Genomic DNA, 24,696 nt, shown 5'->3' with positions numbered 1-24,696 from the left:
GAGTCTGTGAATTTGCAAATGGTAGTAACATATATCGGGGTAGATTTTTTTTGCGATGGCACGCATTAGAAGAACGGATAAACGTCCGGGCAGACGGGTCTATCTGATCTGTCAGATACCGATCGGGCTTGCAATGGTATTATGTCTGACGACACCGTGGACCGGCTGGGTATTTCAGATTGCGGCAGATGGTACATACCAAAGAGGCGTATTGTTCGTTTTTGTGTCATCCCTGCAATATCTGTATAGTCTTGTAGTCTGTATCTATGCCGTAAAGTATGGTATCCGGGAAACGAATAAGGAAAGGCGGACATTGTGCTGGCTGTTGGGGATTTTTTTACTATTTCCGTTATTAGCGGGTATGGTACAGATGATGGTTGGAAATACGCCGATTTTAGCACCGGCAATCATAACACCATTATTTATCATTTTTGTCTATATACAAAGGACGCAGATTTATAATGATGCACTGACCGGGCTGAATAACCGGAAACGTCTGTTTTTTATGTTAGAAACGAAGATTCCACAGGCAGATAAGGAGCATCCGATGATCCTTTATCTCTTAGATGCAAACCGTTTCAAATAGATTAATGACAAGTATGGTCATGCAGAAGGAGACAATGCACTGATATCCATTGCGGAGTGCATGATACAGCTTGCGGGAGAGTACAACATCTTTGTGGCACGTTACGGTGGTGATGAATTTATGATGTTAGATTACGGAACAGAGCTTTTAGAGCCTGTAAGAGTAATGGAGAGATTGCATTTTCTGATTGCTAAGAAATGTGAAGAGAAGAAAATAAGAGAGCAAGTCCTTTACCCGTGGGGGATTCCATGGGGAGAGGACTTGGTTTCATTTTATCATAATTTACATTATGGTTTGTTTTTGATCAAGGCGTGTCCTGTTGCTTGACAATATGGTAAAAACACCATATTATATTGATATAGAAATCACATCGGAGGAAAGTTATGAGTGAATTTAAAGCAGAATTCTACGAAACAGAGGAGGGAAAGAAACCCGCGAAAGATTTTATGCTTTCACAAAATCCCAAAATGAAGGCAAAATTATTTGGCTTAGTTAGTATTTTAGAGCAGTATGGGAATCAGTTAAGAGAACCATACAGTAAACCTTTAGGTGATGGAATATTTGAATTGCGAGCAAAAGTAGGGACAGATATTTCAAGAGTATTATATTTCTTTTATTATGAAGGGAGAATAGTATTAACACATGGTTTTGTTAAGAAGACGAAAAAGACACCGCCAAGTGAAATTGAATATGCAAAGAAATGCAGAAAAGCTTTTTTAGAAAGGAGTGGTGAATAATGAGTGAATTTCAAAATTTATTACAAGAAGAATTAAAAGACCCTGAATTTAAAAAGGAATGGGATGACATGCAGCCGGAAATGGATGTTATTCGTGCCATGATCGATGCACGCATTGAACAGAATTTAACACAAAAAGAGCTTGCAAAGCGTACGGGAATAGATCAGGCAGATATAAGTAAACTTGAAAATGGAACCAGAAATCCATCTTTAAAACTTTTGAAGCGGTTAGCTCATGGTATGGGGATGCAATTAAAAATTGAATTTGTACCAATGCAAACACAATTACGGAAATAGCGTATAATATTTTAGGCATTCGGATTCTGAAAGGAGTCCGAATGTCTTTTTTGATTCTTTTGATTATTCCAAATATATTCCGGTAGGCAGATAAATGTGGTAAAATAAAGCAATAACAATACAAGATTTTGAAATAGGAAAGTGACTGAAAAGGTGACTGAAAGGGTGATTGATAGGATCACTGGAAAAAGTAGGGAAATAATATATTATTACTGGAAAATTAACTAAAAAAGGAGGTCTAAAGCTATGAAAAAGAAACAAAAAGGAAAATTAGTGTTAGGACTGTTCATAGGATGCTGTCTTTTATACGCAATGTCTGGATTTTCCACAAAATCCGTACAGGCAGCAGCATCTCTCCAAAAAGAGGACGGGCAATTAGTCGGAGGGAAAGCTCAGGACATCTCACCGGCGGGAAAATACAAACCAAAAGAGAACGAAGATGCAAAAAATACAGAAGTAAAGAGTCAGGATACAAAGAGTACAGAAGCAGAGAACATAGAAGTAAAGGATCAGGAAGAACAAAAAAGTACCGGAACGAATGATCTGACTCAGAATGCGACAGGAGCTTCTGCGCAGAGCGGTACATATGGCAATGTAAAATGGAAATTATCAGGTACGACACTGACGATCACAGGTTCCGGTGCAATGCCGGATGCAAGTCTGTCAGAACCTGCACCGTGGAGCGAACTCAATGTAAAGAGTGTAGTGATCAGTGAGGGGATTACCGTGATCGGACAGCAGAACTTTTGCAGAATGAGTTCCATTACATCGGTTAGCTTTCCACAATCCTTACAGACCATCAAAGAGGCAGCATTTTATGAGTGTTCATCACTTACAGGAGTAAAACTTGCTAAGAATGTCAAAACCATAGAGAGCGGAGCATTTGCAGGATGTACTTCATTAGCAGCATTTTCCGCAAGCGGAGTAACCACAATGGGGGATTATGCATTGCAGGAGACCGTGATTACTACTTTTGAAATTCCTAAAAAAATGACAAAATTTTCGCCACAGATATTATTTGGCAATACGAGCCTTTCCGAGTTGAAAGTTGCATCCGGCAACACTGCTTTTATAGCAGAAGATGGTGTTTTATATACAAAAGATAAGTCCACGTTAGTGCTGTTTCCAGTGGATAAAGCGGTTACACAATTTACCGTGCCGACCGGTGTAAAGCAGATCGGAGATTATGCTTTTTCCAAGACCCGTAATCTGAAAAGCGTTCGTTTTTCCAATGTAACAACACTTGGGGAGGGAGCATTTTACGATTCCTCATTATCAGGAGCATTGGTACTTACCGATAAGATAACAACGGCTGGCAGTTTTGCATTCGATAGTTGTACAGAGATTACATCCGTCAAATTCGGGAAAGGACTGAAAGAGTCCCCTTACAGGATGTTTGAGGCGTGCAGCAGCATTAAAACGATTGATTTTGGAGGACTTCAGACCTTGGGTATGCGTACTTTCTGCGATTGTAGCAGTTTAGTGAACGTCACACTTCCGGATCGAATGAAAAAATGGGGTGGTTCCGTTTTTAACAGTTGTAGCAGCCTGAAAACGTTTACGGCAAAAGGCTTAGAAACGATCGGTTATGCTGATTTTGCACAGTGCTATGCGTTAGAAACGGTAAATTTGTCAAAGGTGAAAACAATCTATCGACAGGCATTTGCAAATTGCCCTTCTTTAACCAGTATTACGCTTCCGGCATCTACACAGTATGTAGATGAGAACGCCTTTGAGGCAGGGGTACAGGTAAACTGCCTGAATAAAGAACTTGTGAAGTTTGGTAAAAATGGACTTCATTATGCAGAGAAGATCACCATTTCCGGTACCAGAGATTATAAAAAAGCCTTTGAGGTTCTTTCCATTGTAAATAAAAAAAGAGCGGAAAATGGTTTGTCGGCATTGACGATGGATAGCAGCTTATTAGAAACAGCGATGATCAGAGCAGGAGAGCAGGAAGTGCTGTTTTCCCATACAAGACCGGATGGTGCAGGCTGTTTTTCGGCAAATGCAGCTATGATCGCAGAAAATGTTGCGATCAATCAGCGTTCAGCTTCAGAAGTGATGAACAGTTGGATGAATTCAGAAGGTCATAGAGAGAATATTCTTTCGAAAGATGCCACAACGATAGGAATCGGATGTTTTTATATGGATGGAGTCTATACATGGGCGCAGTGCTTTGGGAATGCCGAGAATCCGCAGGCAGCAGCAAAACCGGCGAATCAGACGGTAAGTCAGTCGATGTATATTCCAAACGGCACTTTTTCGGAAGCGATCACAAGCAGGGGGATCATATGGAATACGCCGAAAGAGTATACATATCAGTTTAGTATTGGGATTGATAGTGCAAAATGTCAGGTTGGAAAAAAGACACAGGCAAAATTGTGGCTGATTAATCCGGAATTTGGACAAAAGGTGGCATTTAGCAGTAAGAATATCACCTGGGTATCCGGCAATACGAAGATCGCGAAAACAGATGCCAAAGGAAAGGTATCCTTTGTCGGCTCGGGAAATGTAACGATCACAGGTAAAACGAAATACTATCAGACCTCTGTGAAAATAAAAGTCAAAGTCAATGGAAAAACAAGTACGAAAAAATCCTCAAAAGTAGTCTTAAAGGACAAGTATGCCATTTACACAGGCAAAGCGATCAAGATCGGTAAGGCGAAGGTAACCGGAAGTAAAGGAAAAGTAACCTACACCTATTATACGGATGCGAAGTGCAAAAAGAAGCTGAAAAACTATCCGAAAAAAGTCGGAACTTATTATGTAAGAGCAAAAGTTGCAGCGACTGACACGCATAAGAGTGCACAGTCTAATATTGCAAAACTGGTGATCCAAAAAAAGAATCCAATGACTGTAAAAGTTAAGTCAAAGACTTACAAAGCCAAGGCATCTACCGGAAAACTTGCAAAAAACTACTCCTTTAAGATCGGTGTCACAAAGGCAAAGGGAACGGTAACCTACAGTAAGTCCAAGAATTGTAAGAAATATATTACGGTAAACAATAAAGGAAAGGTAACCATCAAAAAGGGAACACCGAGAGGAAAATATACGATCAACGTAAAGGCAAAGGGAAAAGGAACCTATGCCAGCCGTACGATTAAAGTATCGATCAAGGTAGAATAAAAAACATAGCAATACAAGAACGGGAGAATTTTCATGGAATTAACAACCAAAAGACTGATACTGCGTAAATGGCAGGAATCAGATGCTAAAAGCCTGTATGAATACGCAAAAGATCCAAGGGTTGGCCCCATTGCCGGCTGGCCGATACATACAAGTGTAGAAGACAGCAGAGAGATCATAAAGAATGTATTATCTGCGGATGAGACCTATGCAGTAATACCAAAAGATCAGGATCAGGCAGTAGGCAGTGTAGGACTGATGATCGGGTCTGCAAGTAATTTAGATATTCCTGACACCGAAGGAGAGATCGGATATTGGATCGGAGTGCCGTTCTGGGGACAGGGACTGATACCGGAAGCTGTGGAGGAACTGTTAAGGCACGGTTTTGAAGATTTGAAGTTAGACAGGATCTGGTGTGGCTATTTTGATGGAAATGAGAAATCAAAACGGGTACAGGAAAAATGCGGATTTATCTATCATCATACCAACCGTGATATCCATTGGAAATTGATGGATGATATACGCACGGAGCACGTTACCTGCATGAGCAGGGAGGACGCAGAACTGCTGGTACAGGAGCGGAAAAACAGCTTAAGGGAGTAGCAGAGAGTAGAATTTGGGGAGGGAATCCTAAAAAAGCTGGTTTTTCATTTTTGCGACTCCCCGTTTATCATGCAGGAAAACTATGCGGATACATTGATGCGGTTACAGGATATTTTTTATCTGTATAAAAATGAATCCTTAGATGAACTGACCGATGATGAGCTGTTAGAGTACATGAAAGAGAAATTTGATGGAATCTGTGCCGGAGATCTTGATTATTTAGAGGGAACGGTACTTGATACATTCGCAAGAGAGGTGCGGACCGGTACGAAAAAATATATCGGAAAATATCGGGAGGATGAGGCATGAATACAGAGCAGAAAACAGATCAGCAGATCGATTATGGAATGGAAGAACTGATCCCCGTAGTAGCAGAGCTGACAGAAAAATTCACCTCAGCAGAGAGTAGCTCCGTCTCGTATGAGAGAGCAAGACACTTGATGGAGGCAGTGCATCACAGGAGGAAAAACCCTACGAAGTATTAGAAGAGCTGGTATGCAGTCAGACAGCAGAGGAGTTAAAAAAACAGTGTAGAAAGATTATAGACAGCACCACAGACTGCATGGAACGGTAGTTCTGACGGACTTTGGATATTTATAAAAAGCAGCGTAAAAAATTGCATTTTTTGACAAAATATGACGAAAACAATATTGCAAAAGCCTACCAATCTGATTATAATAATCGTATATGAGAGAATACAAAAAATACACAAAAAGGGAGAGAAGCATATGTTTAAAAAATTAGATGGAATGCTTATCAGAAAAAAAATGATAACCGGCTATCTGATCGTGATCGTACTGATGGTATTTTCAGGAATCTTAGCAATCGTAGGAGAGACGATACTGCTTAGAAATCTCAGTAATTATTCTAACAAAGTACAGCGGGCTGACACAGCCGTTCAGATGTGCAGACTGAATGTAAATATTGCAGCCAGAAATATCCGTGAGATGGCGTTAAATGACGATAAGTCAAGTTATGTTACATATAAGAAAAATGTAGACGATGCTTTAAAGAATATTGATCAAGAGTTAGATGCAATGAAAAAAACAGGGGTCATTGAGGACAAGCTCTATAATCAGTATGTGACCCAGATGAATAAGTGGGGGACCATCGGTATGGATATTATCGATGAGATTGAAGCAGGAAATCAGAAAGATGCAACGGAAAAGATACTGACAAAATGTGCACCGGCATTATCCGAAGCAGTAGATACCGCAAAAGAAATACAAAAGATTACAGATGAACAAGTGGACAAACTGATGTTTGCAAGTAAGCGTGATGCAGTTTCCAATATTATTGGTATTATCATATTCAATTTAATCGGCATCGCATCCGCAGTAGTAGTTGGAAAACGTATTATTGCATCTATTTTGATACCATTAGCTGCATTGGAGGAGACAACGAAAGAATTGTCCCAAGGAAATCTTCACAGCACTTTGGATTATCAGGCAGATGATGAGCTGGGTTCATTAGCAGACAGCTTAAGATCTTCTATAGCAACCTTATCTTCTTATGTAGACGATATCGGTGCTTCAATGCAGGAATTTGAAAAAGGGAACTTTGTTGTCAATCCATCCGTAGAATGGAAGGGAGATTTCAAAGGAATCTTAACATCCTTTAAAGCATTTGAGCACAGTATGGCAGATATGATCACAAACGTTCAAAGCGTTGCAGATCAGGTAACCAACGGAGCAGAACAGGTAGCAGCAGGTTCCATGGATTTAGCAGAAGGTGCAACTGAGCAGGCAGGTGTTACAGAAGAGCTTACGGCAACGATTGACGAAGTCAGCGAGCGCGTATCCGGTAATGCAAAGAATGCAAAAGATATCAGCAAGGAAGTAGAATCTTCCGAAGAAGCTGTTATGATCAGTAACCAGAAGATGCAGGAAATGGTCGAAGCCATGGATGAGATCAGTAATACCTCTCAGGAGATCGGCAACATTATTGCAGCGATCAATGACATTGCTTCACAGACCAATCTGTTAGCACTGAATGCTTCCATCGAGGCAGCAAGAGCAGGAGAAGCAGGAAAAGGATTTGCCGTGGTAGCAGATCAGGTATCCCTTCTTGCAGCACAGAGTGCGGAAGCAGCCAAAGAGTCCCGTGATCTGATCGAGACCTCCGTATCCGCGGTTGAGAGAGGTAAAGTCATTGCAGATGAGACTGCAAAACAGTTAGAGCAGGTTGTAGAAAGCTCTAAAGCAGCGACTGCAGAAGTATACAAGATCGCGGTAGCATTAGAGGCAGATGCAGCAACGATGACACAGATCAATCAGGGAGTTGAGCAGATCAACAGTGTTGTTCAGACAAATTCCGCAACTTCACAGCAGTGTGCGGCAGCAAGTCAGGAAATGAGCGATCAGGCAGGAACGTTAGAGCAGTTGATCAAGAGCTTCAAGATCCGCAAATAGTAACAGGGAAGTATATTACGATAGATAACGTAAAAGAAAGCAGAGAGATCTGCTTTCTTTTTTGTTTTATAGGATCAGGGTGTCAAAAGGCGGTTTGAAGTTTTTTGACACCCTGATCCTTATAAGAAATTTCTCACGCAATTACCGTTCTGTAACGATCCGGGATTTTCGGATATTATGGGAAGGTCTGTCGAAAGGACAGGATGATTCCTGTATTTCGCCACTTTGATTTTGACAAAAAAAGCATCTGATATTTCATATAATAGGTTCGTACCGATCAAAGAGATTTCAAAAGCAGCAATGGAGGTAGCAGGTGCATTATGAGTTTTACATAGATGTATACATCGTGACCAACTTTTTCTTCGACTACCTGACCCTCTTCCTTATTCGGGAAGTCAGAAGAAAACAGACAAAAACAGGACGAATGGCAGTGATGGCATTGTTGGGCGTATTGAGTGTGGCTGCCAGTATGCTTTTATTGAAAAATGCAGGGATTTATAAAATACTTGTACACCTTCTTATCAATCCGCTGATGTTCTATTTTTGCTTTCAGCAGAAAAGTATTCGTGAATTTTTGACAGACTATGCAGCGGGATATCTGATCATGCTGCTGCTTGGCGGTTCGGTAGAGTGGCTTTGCCGGCTCTTAGGACAAAGGAATCTCTTTGGATGGGTTATGGGAGGCATAGCAGGAGTGGTGACTATATTTTTACTCCTGTTTCAGGACCGGAAGGAGGAAGAAAAAATCTATGATATCAGAGTATGCCATAAAGGGAAAGAAGTTTCCACAAAAGGTTTTTTCGATACGGGAAATTTGCTTATGGACCCGTACAGTAATCTTCCGGTCAGCCTTATAGAAAAGAACACGTTAGAGATGCTTACAGGGGAGGAGCCGGTGTTGTACCGCTATATACCATTTGTATCACTTGGAGAAGAGCACGGCATGGTGCAGGCGGTGATACTGGATTCCCTTTATATTAAAAAAGAAAAAAAAGAAATTGCGATACAACCGGCAGTTTTTGCCATTGTGGAAGAAAAATTTTTAAAAGACAGTACATACCGGATAATTTTAAATGGGCGATTATGGTAAAGGAAAGGAGCAGCAGAAAATGTACATAAAAATGAATCTGCCGGGAAAAATGGGAATTCGGATCATACCGTCTTTCTATTCTATGTTTTTAAAAAAGAAAAATGAAGTGCACTACATCGGAGGAAGTGAAGTTCTGCCACCTCCATTAGATGCGATCGATGAGGCACATTACATACAGGGACTGGTGAATGGAGAAGAGGAGAGCTTAAAAGAGGCGCGTTCCATGTTAATAGAACACAATTTAAGGCTGGTCGTTTATATCGCAAAAAAATTCGACAATACCGGTGTCGGAGTAGAGGATCTGATCTCGATCGGAACGATCGGTCTGATCAAATCGATCAATACCTTTAATCCGGAAAAAAATATCAAGCTGGCAACCTATGCTTCCCGCTGCATCGAAAATGAGATTCTGATGTATCTGCGGCGAAATAATAAGACAAAGTTAGAGGTCAGCATAGACGAACCTTTAAATGTAGACTACGATGGCAATGAACTGCTGCTATCCGATGTATTAGGCACCGAAGAGGACATTATCTATCGTGGGATCGAAAGCGAAGTAGAGGAGCAGCTTTTACGGGAAGCGATTAAAAAACTCTCAGGCAGGGAGCGGACGATCGTAGAACTGCGCTTTGGACTTGGAACAAAAAACGGAGAGGAAATGACCCAGAAAGAAGTGGCGGATCTGCTTGGGATTTCTCAATCCTATATCTCACGGTTAGAAAAGAAGATTATGAAAAGATTAAAAAAAGAAATTGTAAAATTCGAGTAATTGCATATACAATTCCGAAACAAATATGGTATAATAATAAAAATCTCAGATTTTTGAGAGGTACTGCGATAAGTATGATCCTATCAATCATATAATAATCTGCATACAGAGGAAACGTAAAAGGAGAAGTGTATATGAAACTGGAATTTTTGGGGGCAGATCATGAGGTAACAGGAAGCTGTCATTATCTGAAAGTGGGGCAGACGCATGTCCTGATCGACTGTGGAATGGAGCAGGGAGCAGATCTATATGTCAATCAGGAGATACCCGTCAATGCTTCAGAGGTCGATTATGTGTTAGTAACACATGCACACATCGATCATTCCGGCTTGCTGCCGCTACTTTATAACCATGGATTTCGCGGAAAGATCTATGCGACAAATGCGACAACGGAACTCTGCGAGATCATGTTAAAAGACAGTGCGCATATCCAGCAGTTTGAAGCAGAATGGAAGAACCGGAAAGCAAGACGTGCCGGAAGACCGGAAGTGGTACCGCTTTATGATATCAATGATGCAATGGGAGTTATGGAGCATTTTGTACCATGTCCATATGCACAAAAAATTGAGATCGAACCGGGACTTACCATCCGTTTTGTGGACGCAGGACACCTGTTAGGCTCTGCATCCATCGAGGTATGGGCAGAGGACGAAGACGGAAAGACAAAAATTGTCTTTTCCGGTGACATTGGCAATGGCAACAAACCATTGATCAAAGATCCGCATTTTATCGAGGATGCCGATTATGTAGTCATGGAATCCACCTATGGAGACCGTCTGCATGAGGTGTCTGTCGACTATGCAAAAGAACTGGCAGAAGTGATCACCGAAACCTTTCACCGGGGCGGAAATGTCGTGATCCCGGCATTTTCTGTAGGAAGGACACAGGAATTACTCTATTTTTTAAGAAGGATCAAGACCGAAAATCTGATGAAAGAGTATCAGGATTTTGAAGTCTATATTGACAGTCCGCTTGCTGTGGAGGCAACCGGAATTTTTCATAAAAATGTAGCAGAATGTTTCGACGAAGAGGCATTAGAATTAGTCGGAAAAGGCATCAATCCGATTCGTTTTGACGGTTTGAAGATGGCGATTACAAGTGATGAATCGAAGATGATCAACTTTAACGAAAAATCCAAGGTAATCATATCTGCTTCCGGTATGTGTGAGGCAGGCCGTATCCGCCATCATTTAAAACATAATTTGTGGAGAGCGGATTCCACGATCGTCTTTGTCGGATTCCAGGTGCCGGGAACGTTAGGACATTCACTGCTTAACGGTGTCAAAGAAGTAAAATTGTTTGGCGAGCAGATTGAAGTTCACGCGAAGATCATGAACCTTCCGGGATTGAGCGGTCATGCGGATAAGAGAATGTTGACAGAATGGATCAAAGCCTATAAGACACCGTTAAAACGGGTCTTTATCGTGCATGGTGATGATGAGGTCTGCGATGGCTTTGCTGCATATCTGCGAGAAGAATTAGGACTCGATGCCGTAGCACCATACAGTGGGGATACGTTTGATCTGGTGCTGAACCAGCAGACTGCACAGGGTTCAAGAGATCTTGTGAAGAAAAAGACAAAGAGCAGCAAGGCTTCTTCGAACGTCTTTGCAAGACTGTTAGCAGCCGGTGAGAGACTCTTAGCGGTCATCCAGAAAAATGAAGGAACTGCAAATAAAGATATGGCAAAATTTGCAGACCAGATCAATGCACTGTGTGAAAAATGGGATCGTTAATGGGATTGCTGATCTATACCGAAATCTACACAGAAAGATAATTTTTCATACTCTTTAGGGCGGATTTTTCCAGACGGGAGACCTGTGCCTGGGAAATATGGATTTCCTCGGCAACTTCCATCTGGGTCTTGCCCTCAAAAAAACGAAGCCGGATAATATAGTTTTCACGCTCATTTAAACGATCCATGGCATCGCCTAAAGAGAGCTCTTCAATCCATTTTTCTTCTTTATTTTTCTTATCACTAATCTGATCCATGACATAGAGCGCATCACCACCATCAGTATAGACCGGATCATAGAGACTTAAAGGACTCTGAATGGCATCGAGTGCAAAGACGATATCCTCTTTTGGGATACCGGTTTCTTTTGCAATATCTTCTAATGTCGGTTCCGTAGAAGCAGTCCTCGTTAAGATTTCTTTCGCATGGATCGCTTTATAGGCAGTGTCACGCAAAGAGCGGCTTACACGGATCGAGTTGTTGTCGCGCAGGTATCTTCGGATCTCCCCGATGATCATCGGCACGGCATATGTGGAAAATTTTACCCCCATATCCGGGTTAAAGTTATCAATGGATTTGATCAGACCGATACATCCGATCTGAAACAGGTCATCTACATTTTCATTGTGATTCGAAAAACGTTTGATGACACTTAAAACGAGCCGCAGATTTCCCTTAATGTAAGTTTCCCTGGCAGCCATGTCTCCCTGTTTGATCTTAGCAAAGAGTTCTTCCTTTTCACTTTCCTTTAAAATAGGGAGTTTTGCAGTGTTTACACCGCAGATTTCAACCTTGTATGCTGCCATGACAGTTCCTCCTGAATGAAAAATATGTAGGGGAAAATGAGGACGATACTAGGATGTGCTTTCTCTTGGAAAGTTATTCAAAATATCTTTATTTTTAAAAAATGATATGCTAAAATAAGACCATAAAGTGGATGGGAAAAGGGATGTCAATGAGAGACTTAATCGATGAACGTAACAGACGTGAGAAGCTGAAAAACAGCATTATAAAAGGATACAATGTTCATTATGTCACACAGGAAGAGCTTGCGCGTCAAAAAGAGGAAGAAGAGCGAAAAAGGCAGCAGGAAGCTGCGGAACGGTTACGCTTAGAAGAAGCCGCAAAAAAAGTCGCATTAGAGTTAGAACGCCGTCGTGAGATGGAACAGCGGGAGCTTTTAGAACAGGCAAAAATGCCGCCTTCTAGCAGATACGGCACGAACGAGACGGACAATCCGGTAACCAAAGAGCAGATCAATGCGATCTTAGCGGAGAAGCGACAGAAATTGGACAAGGTGATTCATGACAGTCAGACAGAGGAGTGATGTGCAATGAGTGATGTTGCAAAGAGACAGGAACGGAGCGAGGAACAAAAAGAGCAGGAAAAGACAAAAAAGGAGTTAAATCCGGAATGGTCACAGGATGCACAGGACGAGTTGCAGGATTTTATAGAATCACAGGGCATTTACATCCGTCAGTAATTCCTTTGGAGAAATATGAAAGTTGCGTTTGAACGCCCTTAAAAAAGTAGAATATTCTTTGAAGCCGCACTCCTGGGCGGCTTTCATGGCTGGGACACCTTCCTTGATCAGTTCGGAGGCGTGTAACAGCCTTTTTTGTTCAATATAGCTGTGTAAGGTGTAACCAGTTTCTTCCTTAAAGCGGTGCATCAGGTAATATTTGCTTAAATACAGCCGGTTCGCAAGCGTTTCATTCGATAAATCTTCCCCTAAATGAGAGTTGATATATTTGAGTAATTCCGTGATCTGCTTGTCATAGGTCAGATCCGTCTCATCGTTTGTAAAAGAAGCATCTAAAAACACGCGGTTAATGTAGACTAAGAGTTGCAAAAAATAAGTGTCACTTAATAACTCACTGCCAAATTCCGCACTGCGCAGACTGTCCTCTAAATTGGCGATGATCGTCTGGATCTCCGATTGCAGGGAAGAGCGGACGCGGATCAGGTTAAAGCTGCGGTCAAGACTTTCCTGAAAACAGGAGGAGAGGTCACAGTTCTTGCGGTGCTGTTTTTCCATAAATTCATTTTTCACCCAGATGACAATACGCTCATAGACACTGCTGCCGTCAATGACCGGTTTGTGGATGTCGTGGTGCGGCACTAAAAGAATATCCCAAGGCTTTAAGTGGTAAGACTTCCCTTCCACAATATAAGTAACCTTGCCTGATAAAAAAATCACAATCTTGTCAAAATCGTGGTAGTGAAAGTCAAACTGCTGCTCCTTTTTGTCCTTTAAATGAAATAACCTGAAATTCTGTTGTAAATAACCACTTCTTAAATTCTCTTCCGGTGGATACATCTGAAAAATTCCTCCCTGCATGGTGATATCTGGTTATTATAATAGTCTGTTTTATCCTGTGTTTTATGATATGAGTACGATAAAAAAAGAATTTGTGTGAGTATAATGAATAAAATATTCTTTTGCTTAGCTGTGCAGTGTTCGTTGGCGATTCAGCATATTTGACCGCTACACCGGAAAATAGCAGAATCGTCAACAAACACGCACATATCCCAAAATAAAAAAATTATTTTAATTACACACAAATGCTCTAACACTATCCTACAGCACTTTTTGCATATTTTCAAGCACAAAATACACTGGAAAATGCAAAAAAATAAAATATAATAAAGTATAGATAAAAGATAAAACAAAGGCAGAGCGAAAGGAGTGCAGGTTTATGGAAACGATCACATTAAAGAAATATAGAGGAAGAGGTAACAACTACCTGATCTTAGATCCGAATAAAAATGACATCCACTTACAGGAGCGTAATATCGAAATGCTCTGTAAGAGAAATTTTGGAAGCAATGCAGTCGGTTTACTGTATGGACCGATCTTAGATGACGGCAAGATCGTAGTGCGGATGTATGACAAGAGCGGAAGAGAAGCAGAGCAGTATGAAGGCGGCATCTGCGTATTTGCAAAATACTTATTAGATGACGGTTACATCAAAGACGATGAGTTCGTACTTGCAGATGAGCAGGGTGGTGTCGAAATGCACTTTTTCAATAAAGATATGGCACATTTTTTAACCGGCGGTATCAAGGAAACAGAGAGCTATACGATTGCTGAGAACTTTTTCTCTTAAGTTTCTGCCAGAACTTGCACGGGATTTCAAAAAGTATTATACTATAATAGATTATGCAGAGGGTAAGTCATCTTACCCTCTTTGATGTGGTGATATAAGGAGATACTTTTATGGAAAAAATGCTGGATTTAATTACAGGGGAAGTGACTAAGGCATTTATAGCCTGCGGTTACGATGAAAAATATGCAAGAGTGACACTTTCAAACCGCCCGGATCTGTGCGAGTACCAGTGCAACGGTGCATTGGCTGCCGCAAAGGAATACCACTGTGCACCGTTTATGATCTCAGATAAGGTAGCAGAGGAATTAAAGCAGAGCGAGATGTTTGAGTCGGTAGATTCCGTGAAACCGGGATTTTTAAATCTGATCTTATCAAAGGAATATCTTGCATCCTATATGCAGTCTATGCAGAAAGATGAAGAAAGACTTGGATGTGAAAAAGCAAAGAACCCAAAGACGATCATCATTGATTACGGCGGACCGAATGTTGCAAAACCGCTGCATGTCGGACACTTACGTTCTGCAATTATCGGTGAGAGTATCAAACGTATTGGAAAATTTATGGGACATGAGGTAATCGGTGATGTGCATTTAGGTGACTGGGGACTCCAGATGGGTCTGATCATTACCGAGCTTAGAGAGCGTAAACCGGAGCTTGTATATTATGATGAGAACTATACCGGAGAATATCCGAAAGAAGCACCGTTTACCATTTCAGAGTTAGAGGAGATCTATCCGACTGCAAGTGCAAAATCCAAAGAGGATGAGGCATACAAAGAAGCAGCCATGAAAGCAACCTCTGAATTGCAGGCAGGACGGAGAGGATATCAGGCACTGCTTTCCCACATTTTAAATGTTTCCGTAACAGACTTAAAGAAAAATTACGAAAATCTGAATGTATCTTTTGAACTGTGGAAGGGCGAATCCGATGCCCAGCCATACATTCCGGATATGGTAGAACAGATGAAAAAAGACGGATTTGCCTACATGAGTGACGGCGCACTGGTAGTAGATGTTGCAAAAGAAGAGGATACAAAAGAAATCCCGCCGTGTATTATCCTAAAATCCGATGGCGCATCTTTGTATACAACAACAGACTTAGCAACTTTGATCATGCGTGAGCAGGACTACCACCCGGATGAGGTTATCTATGTGGTAGACAAGCGTCAGGAACTGCATTTTGTACAGGTATTCCGTTGTGCGAAAAAGACCGGAATTGTACCGGAGGATACCAAATTAGAGTTCTTAGGTTTTGGTACGATGAACGGCAAGGACGGAAAACCGTTTAAGACCCGTGAAGGCGGCGTTATGCGTTTAGAAATGCTGATGAAAAATATCAACGAGAAGATGTACGAAAAGATTACGGAGAACCATACGGTAGACCCGAACGAAGCAGAAAAAACAGCAAAGATCGTAGCACTTTCTGCAATCAAATATGGAGATTTAAGCAATCAGGCATCTAAAGATTACATTTTTGATATTGATCGTTTCACTTCTTTTGAAGGAAATACAGGACCATATATTTTATATACCATCGTGCGTATCAAGTCGATCTTAGCAAAATATGCCGAGGCAGGTAAGAGTGCAAAAGATGCTGTGATACAGCCTGCACATTCCGACAGTGAAAAAGCATTGATGTTAGAGTTATCAAAGTTTAATGCTGTAATGGAAAATGCATATGAGGAGAAAGCACCGCATAAACTCTGTGCATATATCTATGATCTGTCTAACGCATTTAACCATTTTTACCATGAGACAAAGATCATGGCGGAGGAAGATGCAGCGGTACAGGCAGGATATATCCGTCTGTTAGAACTGACAAAATCTGCATTGGAAATCTGCATCGACCTGCTTGGATTTGAAGCACCGGAGAAGATGTAAGCATTAGAGTGGAAACAGGAAAAGAGGGAGAATTTTGAGAGAACAGCTTACAAAGAGCGATGTGAAAAAAATTGAAGAAGAGATTGAATACCGCAGGCTGGTACTTCGCAAGGAGCTCATCGAATCCGTAAAGGAAGCAAGAGCGCAGGGCGATCTGAGTGAAAATTTTGAGTACCATGCAGCGAAAAAGGAAAAGAATAAAAATGAGAGCCGTATCCGGTATTTAGAGAGAATGTTAAAGACGGCAAGCGTCATTTCGGATGAGTCAAAGATGGACGAGGTCGGACTGAACAATAGGGTAACCGTTTATTTTGAGGATGATGACGAGGAAGAGGTCTACAAATTAGTGACCAGTGTACGCGGCAATTCCCTGAAAAATTATATCAGCATTGAATCTCCGATCGGCAAAGCCATCCGCGGAGCCAAGGTCGGTGACCGCGTGTATGTCAAGGTCAATGAGAATGCCGGCTACTATCTGGAGATTCGTGCCATTGAGAAGTCTGATGATGAAGCGGAGGATAGTATCCGGAAGTATTAAGTGTGAAAAGCAAAGCAGGAGAGGTATGCGTATCATAGCATCCTCTCCTTTTATCATGTTACCGGTATTTTTTTAATACCCAAGTTCCTCCCCGACTAACAGCACTTTAATCCGGTGCGGCGTACCACAGCGTCTGGTAATTACGGTATGGTTACAGATGCACTCAGGGGAAAGACAGTCTGCACAGACACCGGTGGTGGCACATGGAGTCTTTCTGTTCAAACGGTTGCAGTTTGGTGGAGAGGCGATGTTGCGTACTCTTGCGATAGCAGCGTCTGTATCCGTTGCAACTTTGTTCATGCCACAGACAATAATGACCTGTGCCGGACCGAAAATCAGAGCAGCCACGCGGTTGCCGTTGCCGTCCGTGTTGACAAGCTCGCCGTCTAAGGTAATGGCATTGGTGCTCATAAAATAGGTGTCGCAGGAAAATGCTTTGCGGTAAATCGTACCGATCTCCTCCGGGGTAGAAGCCTTTGAACGGTCATAGAGTGTGATGTCTTCACGGGCATTTAACGCATCCATGATACCGGATTCGGAAAGTGTCATGGAGCCGCCAAAACTTACACTGTCGCCGGTGGATACAAGCTCCATGGCTGTTTTTACTGCGTCTTTACAGGTTGGACAGTAGAAGCCGTCCATCTGACGTTTTTTTAAATTTGCAATGATCGTGTTTGCCTGATGTTCATAAAAGGTCTGTTTTGGATTCATAGGGAAGCCTCCTTCTTTTGAAAAATTGTCTGACAGCATTATAGCATAGCTTGCATTTCATGGCAAAAGAAGGTATGATAAGAAACGTTGACGGAATAAAAACGTAAAGGAAGTGATAACGTGGAGAAGAAAAAGAGTATCTTTTCTTATTATAAACCCTATAAAAAAATCTTTTTTGCAGATATGTTTTTTGCAATTATGGCATCCATCATTACACTGGTGATTCCGCTGGTGGTACGTTATATCACCTCGACTGTGATATATTATGAAACGGATGAGGCATTCCGGGTAATTTTAAAACTGGGTCTGATGATGACCGTTTTGATTTTATTTCAGTGCTATTGCAATTATTTTATAGCAAATTACGGACATGTGATGGGAGCAAAGATTGAGTATGATATGAGAGCAGAGATTTTTGCACATTATCAGAAGCTGCCGTTTTCCTTTTATGACAATCAGAAGGTGGGACAACTGCTGTCACGCATTACTTCGGATTTGTTCGATATTACGGAGCTTTTGCATCATGGGCCGGAAAATGTGGTCATTTCTGCAATGAAATTTATCGGAGCCTTTGTGATATTATTCACAATCAGTCCGAAACTGACATTTGCTGCATTTGCACTGATACCGTTCATGTTTTTGTATGCGTGGTTTTTTAACCGTAAAATGAAAAAAGCCTTTGCGAGAAACCGCGTGAAGATTGCCGATATCAATGCCCAGATTGAGGATAATTTATCGGGCATCCGTGTGGTAAAATCTTTTGCAAACGAGAGTGTGGAAGAAGAAAAATTCAAAGTCGGCAACGATGGATTTTTAGCTGCAAAAAAAGACAGTTACCTCTATATGGGCGGTTATCATTCGGGACTGACGGCATTTATCAATATGATCACGGTCATCGTGTTAGTCGCAGGTGGAATACTGATCACAAAAGCACAGGTCAGCGTGACCGATTTAGTCACATTTTTACTCTATATCAGTATTATGACCGATCCGGTCCGCACGATGATCGACTTTGCGGAGATGTTCCAGAACGGATATTCCGGCTATGAGCGTTTTCAGGAGATATTGGCGATCGAGCCGGATATACAGGACAGTCAGGGCAGCGAAGAGCTGACCGATGTCAAAGGAACGATTGATTTTGAAAATGTGTCTTTTCAGTATGAGGAAAATACAGAAAAGGTACTAAGCCACATAGATCTACATGTGGATGCAGGAGAGTATTTGGCACTGGTAGGCTCTTCCGGAGCAGGAAAAACCACACTCTGCAACCTGATCCCGCGTTTTTATGACGTGACGGGTGGCAGTATCAAAGTGGATGGCAAAGATGTCCGGGATCTGACCTTAAAGAGCCTAAGAGACCATATCGGCATTGTACAGCAGGATGTCTATCTTTTTGTCGGAACGGTCTATGACAATATTGCCTACGGCAGACCGGATGCGACAAGGGAGGAAGTTATAGAGGCAGCAAAAAATGCCAATGCCCATGAGTTTATCATGGCACTGCCGGATGGCTATGACACCGACATCGGACAGCGCGGCGTAAAACTTTCCGGGGGACAGAAACAGCGTCTTTCCATTGCCAGGGTATTTTTAAAGAATCCGCCGATCCTGATCTTTGATGAGGCAACCTCCGCACTCGATAACGAGAGTGAGCGGGTCGTACAGGAATCCTTAGAAAAACTGGCAAAAAACCGTACAACCTTTGTCATTGCACATAGACTTTCGACTATCCGAAATGCGAAAAAGATACTGGTGCTGACCGAGAATGGCATTGAAGAAGAGGGAACCCATACGGAACTGATGAAAAAAAATGGAATTTATGCCGGTCTTTACCGGATGCAGTTTGCCGACGAAGAAGTTTGACAGGCTGTGCTACAATAGTATATAGAAAGAAGGAGACGATAGTATGACAAAAATTGATATTATTTCCGGTTTCTTAGGAGCAGGAAAAACAACATTTATTAAAAAAATGATAGACGAGGTATTCAAGGGAGAAAAGATCGTGCTGATCGAAAACGAATTTGGTGAAGTCGGCATTGACGGTGGATTCTTAAAGGATGCCGGAATTGAGATTACCGAGATGAACAGCGGATGTATCTGCTGCTCCTTAGTCGGAGACTTTGGTAAGAATCTGAACGAAGTGATCGAGAAATTCCATCCGGACCGTATTCTGATCGAGCCATCCGGTGTTGGAAAACTTTCGGATGTCATGAAATCCGTTATGGATATTGAAAAAGAGCAGGATGTCAAATTAAACGGATTAGTAACCGTTGTCAATGCACTCAAAGCCAGCAAACAGATGAAGGCATTTGGTGAATTTTTTAACAATCAGATTGAATATGCAACCACCGTTGTCTTAAGCAGAACACAGAAAGCATCTGAGGCACAGTTAGAGCTTTGCGTAAAGCAGATACAGGAGCTGAATGCAAAAGCTGCGATCATTACCACCCCTTGGGATGAAATCAAGGCAGAGCAGATATTAAAAGTCATTGAGGGTCAGGACACGATGGAAGCGGAACTTTTAGCGGAAGCACATCATCGCGAGGAAGAGGAGCATGAGCATCACCATCATCATGATCATGATCACCACGAGCATGACCATGAACATGATCATCACGACCATGAGCATCATCACGATCATGACCACCATCATGAACATGGCGAGAACTGCACCTGCGGCTGCCATGACCACGATCACGAACATGGACATCATCATGCCGACGATGTATTTACAAGCTGGGGCAAGGAGACACCTCACAAATACACCAGAGAGGGTATTGAGAACATTTTAAAGAAATTCTGCAATACCGAAGAATATGGCACGATCTTAAGAGCAAAAGGTATGGTTCCGGCAGAAGACGGAACCTGGATTTACTTCGATATGGTTCCGGGCGAGTATGAGATCCGTGAGGGCGAACCTGATTATACGGGAAGACTCTGCGTGATCGGAACAGATATTGAGGAGCACCGGTTAGAGCATCTGTTTGAACTGGTATAGAAAAACGAGACAGGAAAGGAGGCAGCAGCATGGAAGAAATACCGGTATATCTCTTTACGGGATTTATGGACAGCGGTAAGACATCATTGATCTTAGAGACCCTGTTTGAGAACGATTTTACGGAAGAGGACCGCGGACTGATCATCGCCTGCGAGGACGGAGATGTAGAGTATGACGAAGAAAAGTTAGCCGGCATCAATGTAAAACTTGCAACGATCGATGAGGAAGAAGATTTTAATGCAAAGACATTAGAAAAACTCAATGAGGCTTATAAACCGCAGGTGATCTTTATCGAATATAACGGCACCTGGGGCATGGACACCCTAAAAGAGACAGAACTGCCAGAGGGCTGGGTAGTCGTACAGTCCTTAGCAACCGCCGATGCCACAACCTTTGAGATGTATCTGGCAAATATGCGGACAATGATCATGGAGCAGTTATTTGATGCGGATGTGGTCATTTTTAACCGCTGCGATGATGATACGCCGCGGGAAAAATTCCGTCGGAATGTCAAAGCACTGAACCGGAAAGCACAGATCGTCTATGAGAGAAAAGACGGAACCTTAGATGAGCGTGAGATGGAGGACGTTCCATTTGACACCAGTGCGGATTTTATCGAATTATCCGATGCAGATTACGGACTGTGGTATCTCGATGCCATGGACAATCCGAAAAAATATGACGGAAAGACGATCAAGTTCTTAGCATTAGTCTATAACCCGGACAAAATGAAAAAAGGAGTCTTTGTACCGGGACGTTTTGCAATGACCTGCTGCGTGGAGGATATCACCTTTATCGGATTTAAGTGCAAATATCCGGATTCCGATAAGATACCTCATAAATCCTGGATCGAGATTACGGCAAAAGTCAAAGTGGAATTTGCAAAAGAGTATCGTGGAAAAGGACCGGTCCTTTATCCGGTAGAAATAAAACCGGCGAAAAAGCCGGAAGATGAGCTGGTATATTTCAGTTAATATAGGAGAAAACAGACATGTTTTATGTACTTGAAGCAGTCAATATAGCAGCGGTCTTATTAATGCTGTCTATGCTCGTGGTTGTGATCAGACAACAGCCATCCAGAGCACAGATGGCATTTGTGCTATATGACGTATTTACCGTGATCTTTGTAATAGGGGTCCAGTTAGAGCTGATGCATGCAGATACGGTAGGAGAAGCGTTGAGCGGTCTCTGTGTCCAATATGTCGGACAGGCAGGATTTTTAATGGCATTATTGTGGTTCGCTTCCGAATTTGCCTATTTAAAAATACCCGGCTGGATTTATATCATACAGGCAGCGATCAATACGGTGGTATTAGTCGGTGTGTTTACGGCAGAACACCATCCTTATTTTTACAATTCCATGAAGATCTTAAATGACGGCATGTATCACAGGATCAATGTCAGTGGCGGGATCATCTGGGAGATACACTATGTCCATATGGCGGCGGTCCTTTTGACGATCCAGATCTGTTGTGGTGTGCGTTACAGACAGAGTACGGCAACGCAGAAAAAAAGAATCCTTTATATAGCGGCAGGAAACGGAGTCTTTGCCTTAGAACTGATATTAAAAGGCGTAGGAGTCTTTGGCAGCTACAATCCGGTGGTATGTGCTATGACCATTACGATGTTCTGCATGATGATGGCAATGGTAAAATACGGCTACTTCGGTTCTTTGCATGCTGCGGTAGATAACGCGTTTAATCATGGTGATGAGGGACTTCTCGTACTGAGTAACGAAAATACCATTATCTTTGTCAACGCGAGGATGAATGCGATGTATCCGGGCATCCGGGAAGGGGAGAGGATATCCAAATACCCGGACATCATAGAAGTGTTGAAAAAAGAAGACCATATGTTAGAGTGGGGCGAAGAAATCTATGAGCTTAGAACCGAAAGTATCATAGAGCACGGAGAAAAAAGCGGCATGATGCTCTGGTTCATCAATCAGACACAGCAGTTAAAGCAGATGGAGGAACTGCGGACAGCCAACGAGATCAAACAGAATATCCTGATACAGATCAGCCACAAGCTCCGTACACCGATGAACGCAATGCTTGGAATGAATGAAATGATATTGCGGGAGAGCAAAGAGGAGCAGGTGTTAGAGTATGCCAAAGAGACAGCAAAAGCAGGAGAACAGATGCTTGCACTGATCGAAAAGGCAATCTATGAAGCTGAAAAAGCGACAGGCGAAGAAATTTCTGCACACTCGGATAACCCAAATGGCAGAAGAGCCGATGTGACAGCCGATATAGATACAACGGCAAATACAGACAGAACAAAACAAATAAGCGACTTAACCGATAAGTGGATACTTGCCGCAGACGATAACGCAACCAATCTAAAGGTATTAAAACATCTTTTGAAAAAGACAAATGTACATTTAGAAACCGTTATCGGTGGAGAAGCCGCTATAGAAGCATGCAGAAAAAGAAATTATGATTTAATTTTCTTAGATCACTTAATGCCACAGCCGGACGGCATAGCGACACTGCATCAGATACAGGAGGATACAGCGGGCAGGAACCGCTATACGACCGTGATCGTACTGACGGCAAACGCACTGCCGGGAGCAAAGCAGATGTATTTAAAAGAAGGATTTGCCGATTATATCACAAAGCCCATAAAGCCCAAAGAATTAGAACGACTGTTAGGCAGATATTTAGGCTGGGAGTCTGATGAGCAGGAAGCAAAGACAGTTCCTGAAGGGATTTTCCATGTCTTAGAACAGGGTGAGATCAATGTAACGAACGGTCTGCAGTTTGCGGATGGAGATGTGGAATTTTACCGGAATCTGTTAGAAATGTTCATCAAAGAATACGAAGAAAAAAGAGAAAAAATACATACCACTGATATTGATGAATATTTTATAGCACAGGTACATGGGATCAAGGGAGAAGTCCGTGGCATCGGAGCGGAACGGCTTGGAAATCTGTTTGAAGAATTAGAAGAGACTGCAAAGCAGGGAAACAGCAGACAGGTTGAAGAACTTTTACCAGAAGCCATGCAGGAATGGGAGCGTATTGTGCGACTTATACAGACGGTATTGTCCTAAACCGGAAAGAGATGAGCAAAAAGCCATCCTCAAAAGGCACGGTCAGAAAGTAACCGTAGGTTTCGCCAAAGAATTTTTGTATTCCTCAACAATACGGGCAGTTTCGGATTGCTTACGGATCGGAACAGGGATCAGGGAATTGTCCGACATAATTAAATCCTGATTTAAGAATCCTTCCACGAAATCCAAATTGACTAAATAACTGCGACCGCAGGAAAGAAAGTTTTTCGTATCAGCGAAAGCGTCCGCAAAACGGCTTAGGCTTCCCGGTACGGAAAAGGTCTCCTTGCGTGTATGGAAGATCACGGTATGCCGTCCGGTCTCTAAGTATAAAATATCAGAAAATGCGATTAAAAGCTCTTTGCCCTTCACAGAGACAGAGAGCTTTTTTTGAGCCGTTTGGATCAAAGCCTCACATCTTTGCATCGCCATCAGAAAATGTTCATGGGTAAAAGGTTTTTGCAGATAATAAAGCGCATGTACCTCATAGCTGTCCATGGCATGCTCGGTAGAAGAGGTAGTAAAGATAATGCCACTTGTCACCTGCTGCCTGCGAAGCTCCCTGGCGACTTCCATGCCGTCTTTTCCCTCCATATAAATATCTAAGAAAAACAGATCCGGGATTTCCCGGTGTTTCTTCAGATACGAAAACATCTCATCACCGCTTGAAAAAGCAACCGTAGAAAAATCTGCACCAATCTCATTTTCATAAGCAGAAAGATGGTGCATCAGGCGTAGACAATCACTTTTTGAATCATCACAAATGTAGATCAGCATAACAGGCAACCCCCTTTTCTATCACAATCCATATCAGTAAAACATAAAAATAAATCACAAAAAATTTTTATAAATTATAGCATAATCACAAAAAAATGGATAGCCACGAATGACAAATAGGCATTTTTTTTGACAATCAGGCAGATAGCATTGACGTATTGCCGGATATTTTTGATAATAAGACGAATGTATTATAATTCATATAATATAGGTATGAATTTTGTGTTGAAACCATTTTATGCCTATATGTGGAGCTTCGTGTTTGGCGTAG

Annotated in this window: 24 protein-coding genes and 1 pseudogene; 21 read left to right on the top strand and 4 right to left on the bottom strand. The window is 42.0% G+C overall.

All coding sequences use genetic code 11. From position 1 onward, the window contains the following. Positions 1-55: 55 nt before the first annotated feature. The 12 genes and pseudogenes from WMO43_RS08510 to WMO43_RS08455 all read left to right on the top strand — a co-directional run bounded on the left by WMO43_RS08510 (position 56) and on the right by WMO43_RS08455 (position 11,357). Positions 56-586, top strand: a complete 531-nt coding sequence (locus WMO43_RS08510) for a histidine kinase N-terminal 7TM domain-containing protein (protein ID WP_353530895.1) — start codon at positions 56-58, stop codon at positions 584-586. Further along, entirely contained in the window at positions 587-913 is a 327-nt protein-coding gene (locus WMO43_RS08505; protein WP_353530911.1) for a diguanylate cyclase, read from the top strand. Positions 914-969: 56 nt separating this feature from the next. Continuing rightward, a complete protein-coding gene (locus WMO43_RS08500; RefSeq protein WP_353530894.1) occupies positions 970-1,323 on the top strand; it encodes a type II toxin-antitoxin system RelE/ParE family toxin in 354 nt (117 codons plus the stop codon). Continuing rightward, on the top strand, positions 1,323-1,619 hold the full coding sequence (locus WMO43_RS08495; protein WP_177962448.1) for a helix-turn-helix domain-containing protein: 297 nt from the start codon (positions 1,323-1,325) through the stop codon (positions 1,617-1,619). Before WMO43_RS08500 ends, WMO43_RS08495 begins: the two co-directional genes overlap by 1 nt. A gap of 246 nt (positions 1,620-1,865) precedes the next feature. Continuing rightward, complete coding sequence (locus WMO43_RS08490; RefSeq protein WP_353530893.1) at positions 1,866-4,748, top strand: leucine-rich repeat protein; 2,883 nt, start codon at positions 1,866-1,868, stop codon at positions 4,746-4,748. A gap of 33 nt (positions 4,749-4,781) precedes the next feature. After that, positions 4,782-5,351 carry a GNAT family N-acetyltransferase gene (locus tag WMO43_RS08485; RefSeq protein ID WP_177962450.1) on the top strand — a complete coding sequence of 190 codons (570 nt, stop codon included), beginning with the start codon at positions 4,782-4,784 and terminating at the stop codon, positions 5,349-5,351. 12 nt (positions 5,352-5,363) lie between these two features. Beyond that, a pseudogene (locus WMO43_RS08480) lies at positions 5,364-5,660 on the top strand (DUF6323 family protein); the annotation flags it as partial. Continuing rightward, positions 5,657-5,836 carry a DUF6179 domain-containing protein gene (locus tag WMO43_RS08475; protein ID WP_177962452.1) on the top strand — a complete coding sequence of 60 codons (180 nt, stop codon included), beginning with the start codon at positions 5,657-5,659 and terminating at the stop codon, positions 5,834-5,836. The pseudogene WMO43_RS08480 and the gene WMO43_RS08475, both read left to right, overlap by 4 nt. 243 nt (positions 5,837-6,079) lie before the next feature. After that, a complete protein-coding gene (locus WMO43_RS08470) occupies positions 6,080-7,762 on the top strand; it encodes a methyl-accepting chemotaxis protein (protein ID WP_353530892.1) in 1,683 nt (560 codons plus the stop codon). A 313-nt stretch (positions 7,763-8,075) separates the two neighbouring features. Next, positions 8,076-8,852: a sigma-E processing peptidase SpoIIGA gene (locus tag WMO43_RS08465; protein ID WP_353530890.1), complete on the top strand. Its 777-nt coding sequence runs from the start codon at positions 8,076-8,078 to the stop codon at positions 8,850-8,852. A gap of 19 nt (positions 8,853-8,871) precedes the next feature. Then, positions 8,872-9,621, top strand: coding sequence for an RNA polymerase sporulation sigma factor SigE (gene sigE, locus WMO43_RS08460; RefSeq protein WP_177962457.1), 750 nt, complete (start codon positions 8,872-8,874; stop codon positions 9,619-9,621). Positions 9,622-9,755: 134 nt separating this feature from the next. Then, a complete protein-coding gene (locus WMO43_RS08455; RefSeq protein WP_353530889.1) occupies positions 9,756-11,357 on the top strand; it encodes an MBL fold metallo-hydrolase RNA specificity domain-containing protein in 1,602 nt (533 codons plus the stop codon). A 25-nt stretch (positions 11,358-11,382) separates the two neighbouring features. Here the strand turns inward: WMO43_RS08455 and sigG are convergent, their stop codons facing one another. Then, positions 11,383-12,162, bottom strand: a complete 780-nt coding sequence (sigG, locus tag WMO43_RS08450) for an RNA polymerase sporulation sigma factor SigG (RefSeq protein ID WP_353530888.1) — start codon at positions 12,160-12,162, stop codon at positions 11,383-11,385. A 149-nt stretch (positions 12,163-12,311) separates the two neighbouring features. Between sigG and WMO43_RS08445 the strand changes: the two genes are divergently transcribed. After that, positions 12,312-12,683, top strand: a complete 372-nt coding sequence (locus tag WMO43_RS08445) for a hypothetical protein (protein WP_177963013.1) — start codon at positions 12,312-12,314, stop codon at positions 12,681-12,683. A gap of 6 nt (positions 12,684-12,689) precedes the next feature. Beyond that, the gene (locus WMO43_RS08440) at positions 12,690-12,839 is read left to right on the top strand and encodes a hypothetical protein (RefSeq protein WP_177963012.1); all 150 of its coding nucleotides are present in this window, start codon (positions 12,690-12,692) and stop codon (positions 12,837-12,839) included. On the opposite strand, the gene WMO43_RS08435 is transcribed toward WMO43_RS08440, so the two are convergent. Continuing rightward, positions 12,813-13,676: an AraC family transcriptional regulator gene (locus tag WMO43_RS08435; protein ID WP_353530887.1), complete on the bottom strand. Its 864-nt coding sequence runs from the start codon at positions 13,674-13,676 to the stop codon at positions 12,813-12,815. The two genes, WMO43_RS08440 and WMO43_RS08435, sit on opposite strands and share 27 nt — an antisense overlap. 379 nt (positions 13,677-14,055) lie before the next feature. Between WMO43_RS08435 and WMO43_RS08430 the strand changes: the two genes are divergently transcribed. The 3 genes from WMO43_RS08430 (at position 14,056) to WMO43_RS08420 (ending at position 16,884) form a co-directional block, all read left to right on the top strand. Continuing rightward, the gene (locus WMO43_RS08430) at positions 14,056-14,466 is read left to right on the top strand and encodes a hypothetical protein (protein ID WP_177963010.1); all 411 of its coding nucleotides are present in this window, start codon (positions 14,056-14,058) and stop codon (positions 14,464-14,466) included. 110 nt (positions 14,467-14,576) lie between these two features. After that, positions 14,577-16,346, top strand: coding sequence for an arginine--tRNA ligase (gene argS, locus WMO43_RS08425; RefSeq protein ID WP_353530886.1), 1,770 nt, complete (start codon positions 14,577-14,579; stop codon positions 16,344-16,346). 34 nt (positions 16,347-16,380) lie between these two features. Next, on the top strand, positions 16,381-16,884 hold the full coding sequence (locus WMO43_RS08420; protein ID WP_177963008.1) for a GreA/GreB family elongation factor: 504 nt from the start codon (positions 16,381-16,383) through the stop codon (positions 16,882-16,884). Between the two features lie 72 nt (positions 16,885-16,956). Here the strand turns inward: WMO43_RS08420 and WMO43_RS08415 are convergent, their stop codons facing one another. Further along, positions 16,957-17,595, bottom strand: a complete 639-nt coding sequence (locus WMO43_RS08415) for a lactate utilization protein (RefSeq protein WP_353530885.1) — start codon at positions 17,593-17,595, stop codon at positions 16,957-16,959. A 120-nt stretch (positions 17,596-17,715) separates the two neighbouring features. Between WMO43_RS08415 and WMO43_RS08410 the strand changes: the two genes are divergently transcribed. Genes WMO43_RS08410 through WMO43_RS08395 form a run of 4 tightly spaced genes read left to right on the top strand, consistent with a single transcriptional unit; the run spans position 17,716 to position 23,648 of the window. Next, positions 17,716-19,458, top strand: a complete 1,743-nt coding sequence (locus tag WMO43_RS08410; protein ID WP_353530884.1) for an ABC transporter ATP-binding protein — start codon at positions 17,716-17,718, stop codon at positions 19,456-19,458. Positions 19,459-19,501: 43 nt separating this feature from the next. After that, entirely contained in the window at positions 19,502-20,593 is a 1,092-nt protein-coding gene (locus WMO43_RS08405) for a CobW family GTP-binding protein (protein ID WP_353530883.1), read from the top strand. 29 nt (positions 20,594-20,622) lie between these two features. Then, positions 20,623-21,567, top strand: a complete 945-nt coding sequence (locus tag WMO43_RS08400) for a TIGR03943 family putative permease subunit (RefSeq protein WP_353530882.1) — start codon at positions 20,623-20,625, stop codon at positions 21,565-21,567. Positions 21,568-21,584: 17 nt separating this feature from the next. Next, positions 21,585-23,648, top strand: coding sequence for a response regulator (locus WMO43_RS08395; RefSeq protein WP_353530881.1), 2,064 nt, complete (start codon positions 21,585-21,587; stop codon positions 23,646-23,648). 42 nt (positions 23,649-23,690) lie between these two features. Here the strand turns inward: WMO43_RS08395 and WMO43_RS08390 are convergent, their stop codons facing one another. Then, positions 23,691-24,425 (bottom strand): LytR/AlgR family response regulator transcription factor, encoded by a 735-nt coding sequence (locus tag WMO43_RS08390; protein ID WP_353530880.1) that lies wholly within the window; start codon positions 24,423-24,425, stop codon positions 23,691-23,693. Between the last annotated feature and the right edge of the window lie 271 nt (positions 24,426-24,696).

It is taken from the genome of Maccoyibacter intestinihominis (genome assembly GCF_040096355.1).
Taxonomy (GTDB): domain Bacteria; phylum Bacillota; class Clostridia; order Lachnospirales; family Lachnospiraceae; genus Maccoyibacter; species Maccoyibacter intestinihominis.
The sequence above is the reverse complement of the archived record's forward strand: the minus strand, read 5'-3'. Positions and strand labels throughout refer to the sequence as shown.

Excerpts from the sequence above, each read along its gene's own strand:
- WMO43_RS08470 (WP_353530892.1), top strand. The coding sequence starts at position 6,080 with ATGTTTAAAAAATTAGATGGAATGCTTATCAGAAAAAAAATGATAACC.
- WMO43_RS08500 (WP_353530894.1), top strand. The coding sequence starts at position 970 with ATGAGTGAATTTAAAGCAGAATTCTACGAAACAGAGGAGGGAAAGAAA.
- sigG (WP_353530888.1), bottom strand. The coding sequence starts at position 12,162 with ATGGCAGCATACAAGGTTGAAATCTGCGGTGTAAACACTGCAAAACTC.
- WMO43_RS08445 (WP_177963013.1), top strand. The coding sequence starts at position 12,312 with ATGAGAGACTTAATCGATGAACGTAACAGACGTGAGAAGCTGAAAAAC.
- WMO43_RS08495 (WP_177962448.1), top strand. The coding sequence starts at position 1,323 with ATGAGTGAATTTCAAAATTTATTACAAGAAGAATTAAAAGACCCTGAA.
- WMO43_RS08455 (WP_353530889.1), top strand. The coding sequence starts at position 9,756 with ATGAAACTGGAATTTTTGGGGGCAGATCATGAGGTAACAGGAAGCTGT.
- WMO43_RS08395 (WP_353530881.1), top strand. The coding sequence starts at position 21,585 with ATGTTTTATGTACTTGAAGCAGTCAATATAGCAGCGGTCTTATTAATG.
- argS (WP_353530886.1), top strand. The coding sequence starts at position 14,577 with ATGGAAAAAATGCTGGATTTAATTACAGGGGAAGTGACTAAGGCATTT.
- WMO43_RS08475 (WP_177962452.1), top strand. The coding sequence starts at position 5,657 with ATGAATACAGAGCAGAAAACAGATCAGCAGATCGATTATGGAATGGAA.
- WMO43_RS08440 (WP_177963012.1), top strand. The coding sequence starts at position 12,690 with ATGAGTGATGTTGCAAAGAGACAGGAACGGAGCGAGGAACAAAAAGAG.
- WMO43_RS08405 (WP_353530883.1), top strand. The coding sequence starts at position 19,502 with ATGACAAAAATTGATATTATTTCCGGTTTCTTAGGAGCAGGAAAAACA.
- sigE (WP_177962457.1), top strand. The coding sequence starts at position 8,872 with ATGTACATAAAAATGAATCTGCCGGGAAAAATGGGAATTCGGATCATA.
- WMO43_RS08435 (WP_353530887.1), bottom strand. The coding sequence starts at position 13,676 with ATGTATCCACCGGAAGAGAATTTAAGAAGTGGTTATTTACAACAGAAT.
- WMO43_RS08400 (WP_353530882.1), top strand. The coding sequence starts at position 20,623 with ATGGAAGAAATACCGGTATATCTCTTTACGGGATTTATGGACAGCGGT.
- WMO43_RS08390 (WP_353530880.1), bottom strand. The coding sequence starts at position 24,425 with ATGCTGATCTACATTTGTGATGATTCAAAAAGTGATTGTCTACGCCTG.
- WMO43_RS08485 (WP_177962450.1), top strand. The coding sequence starts at position 4,782 with ATGGAATTAACAACCAAAAGACTGATACTGCGTAAATGGCAGGAATCA.
- WMO43_RS08490 (WP_353530893.1), top strand. The coding sequence starts at position 1,866 with ATGAAAAAGAAACAAAAAGGAAAATTAGTGTTAGGACTGTTCATAGGA.
- WMO43_RS08430 (WP_177963010.1), top strand. The coding sequence starts at position 14,056 with ATGGAAACGATCACATTAAAGAAATATAGAGGAAGAGGTAACAACTAC.
- WMO43_RS08510 (WP_353530895.1), top strand. The coding sequence starts at position 56 with ATGGCACGCATTAGAAGAACGGATAAACGTCCGGGCAGACGGGTCTAT.
- WMO43_RS08415 (WP_353530885.1), bottom strand. The coding sequence starts at position 17,595 with ATGAATCCAAAACAGACCTTTTATGAACATCAGGCAAACACGATCATT.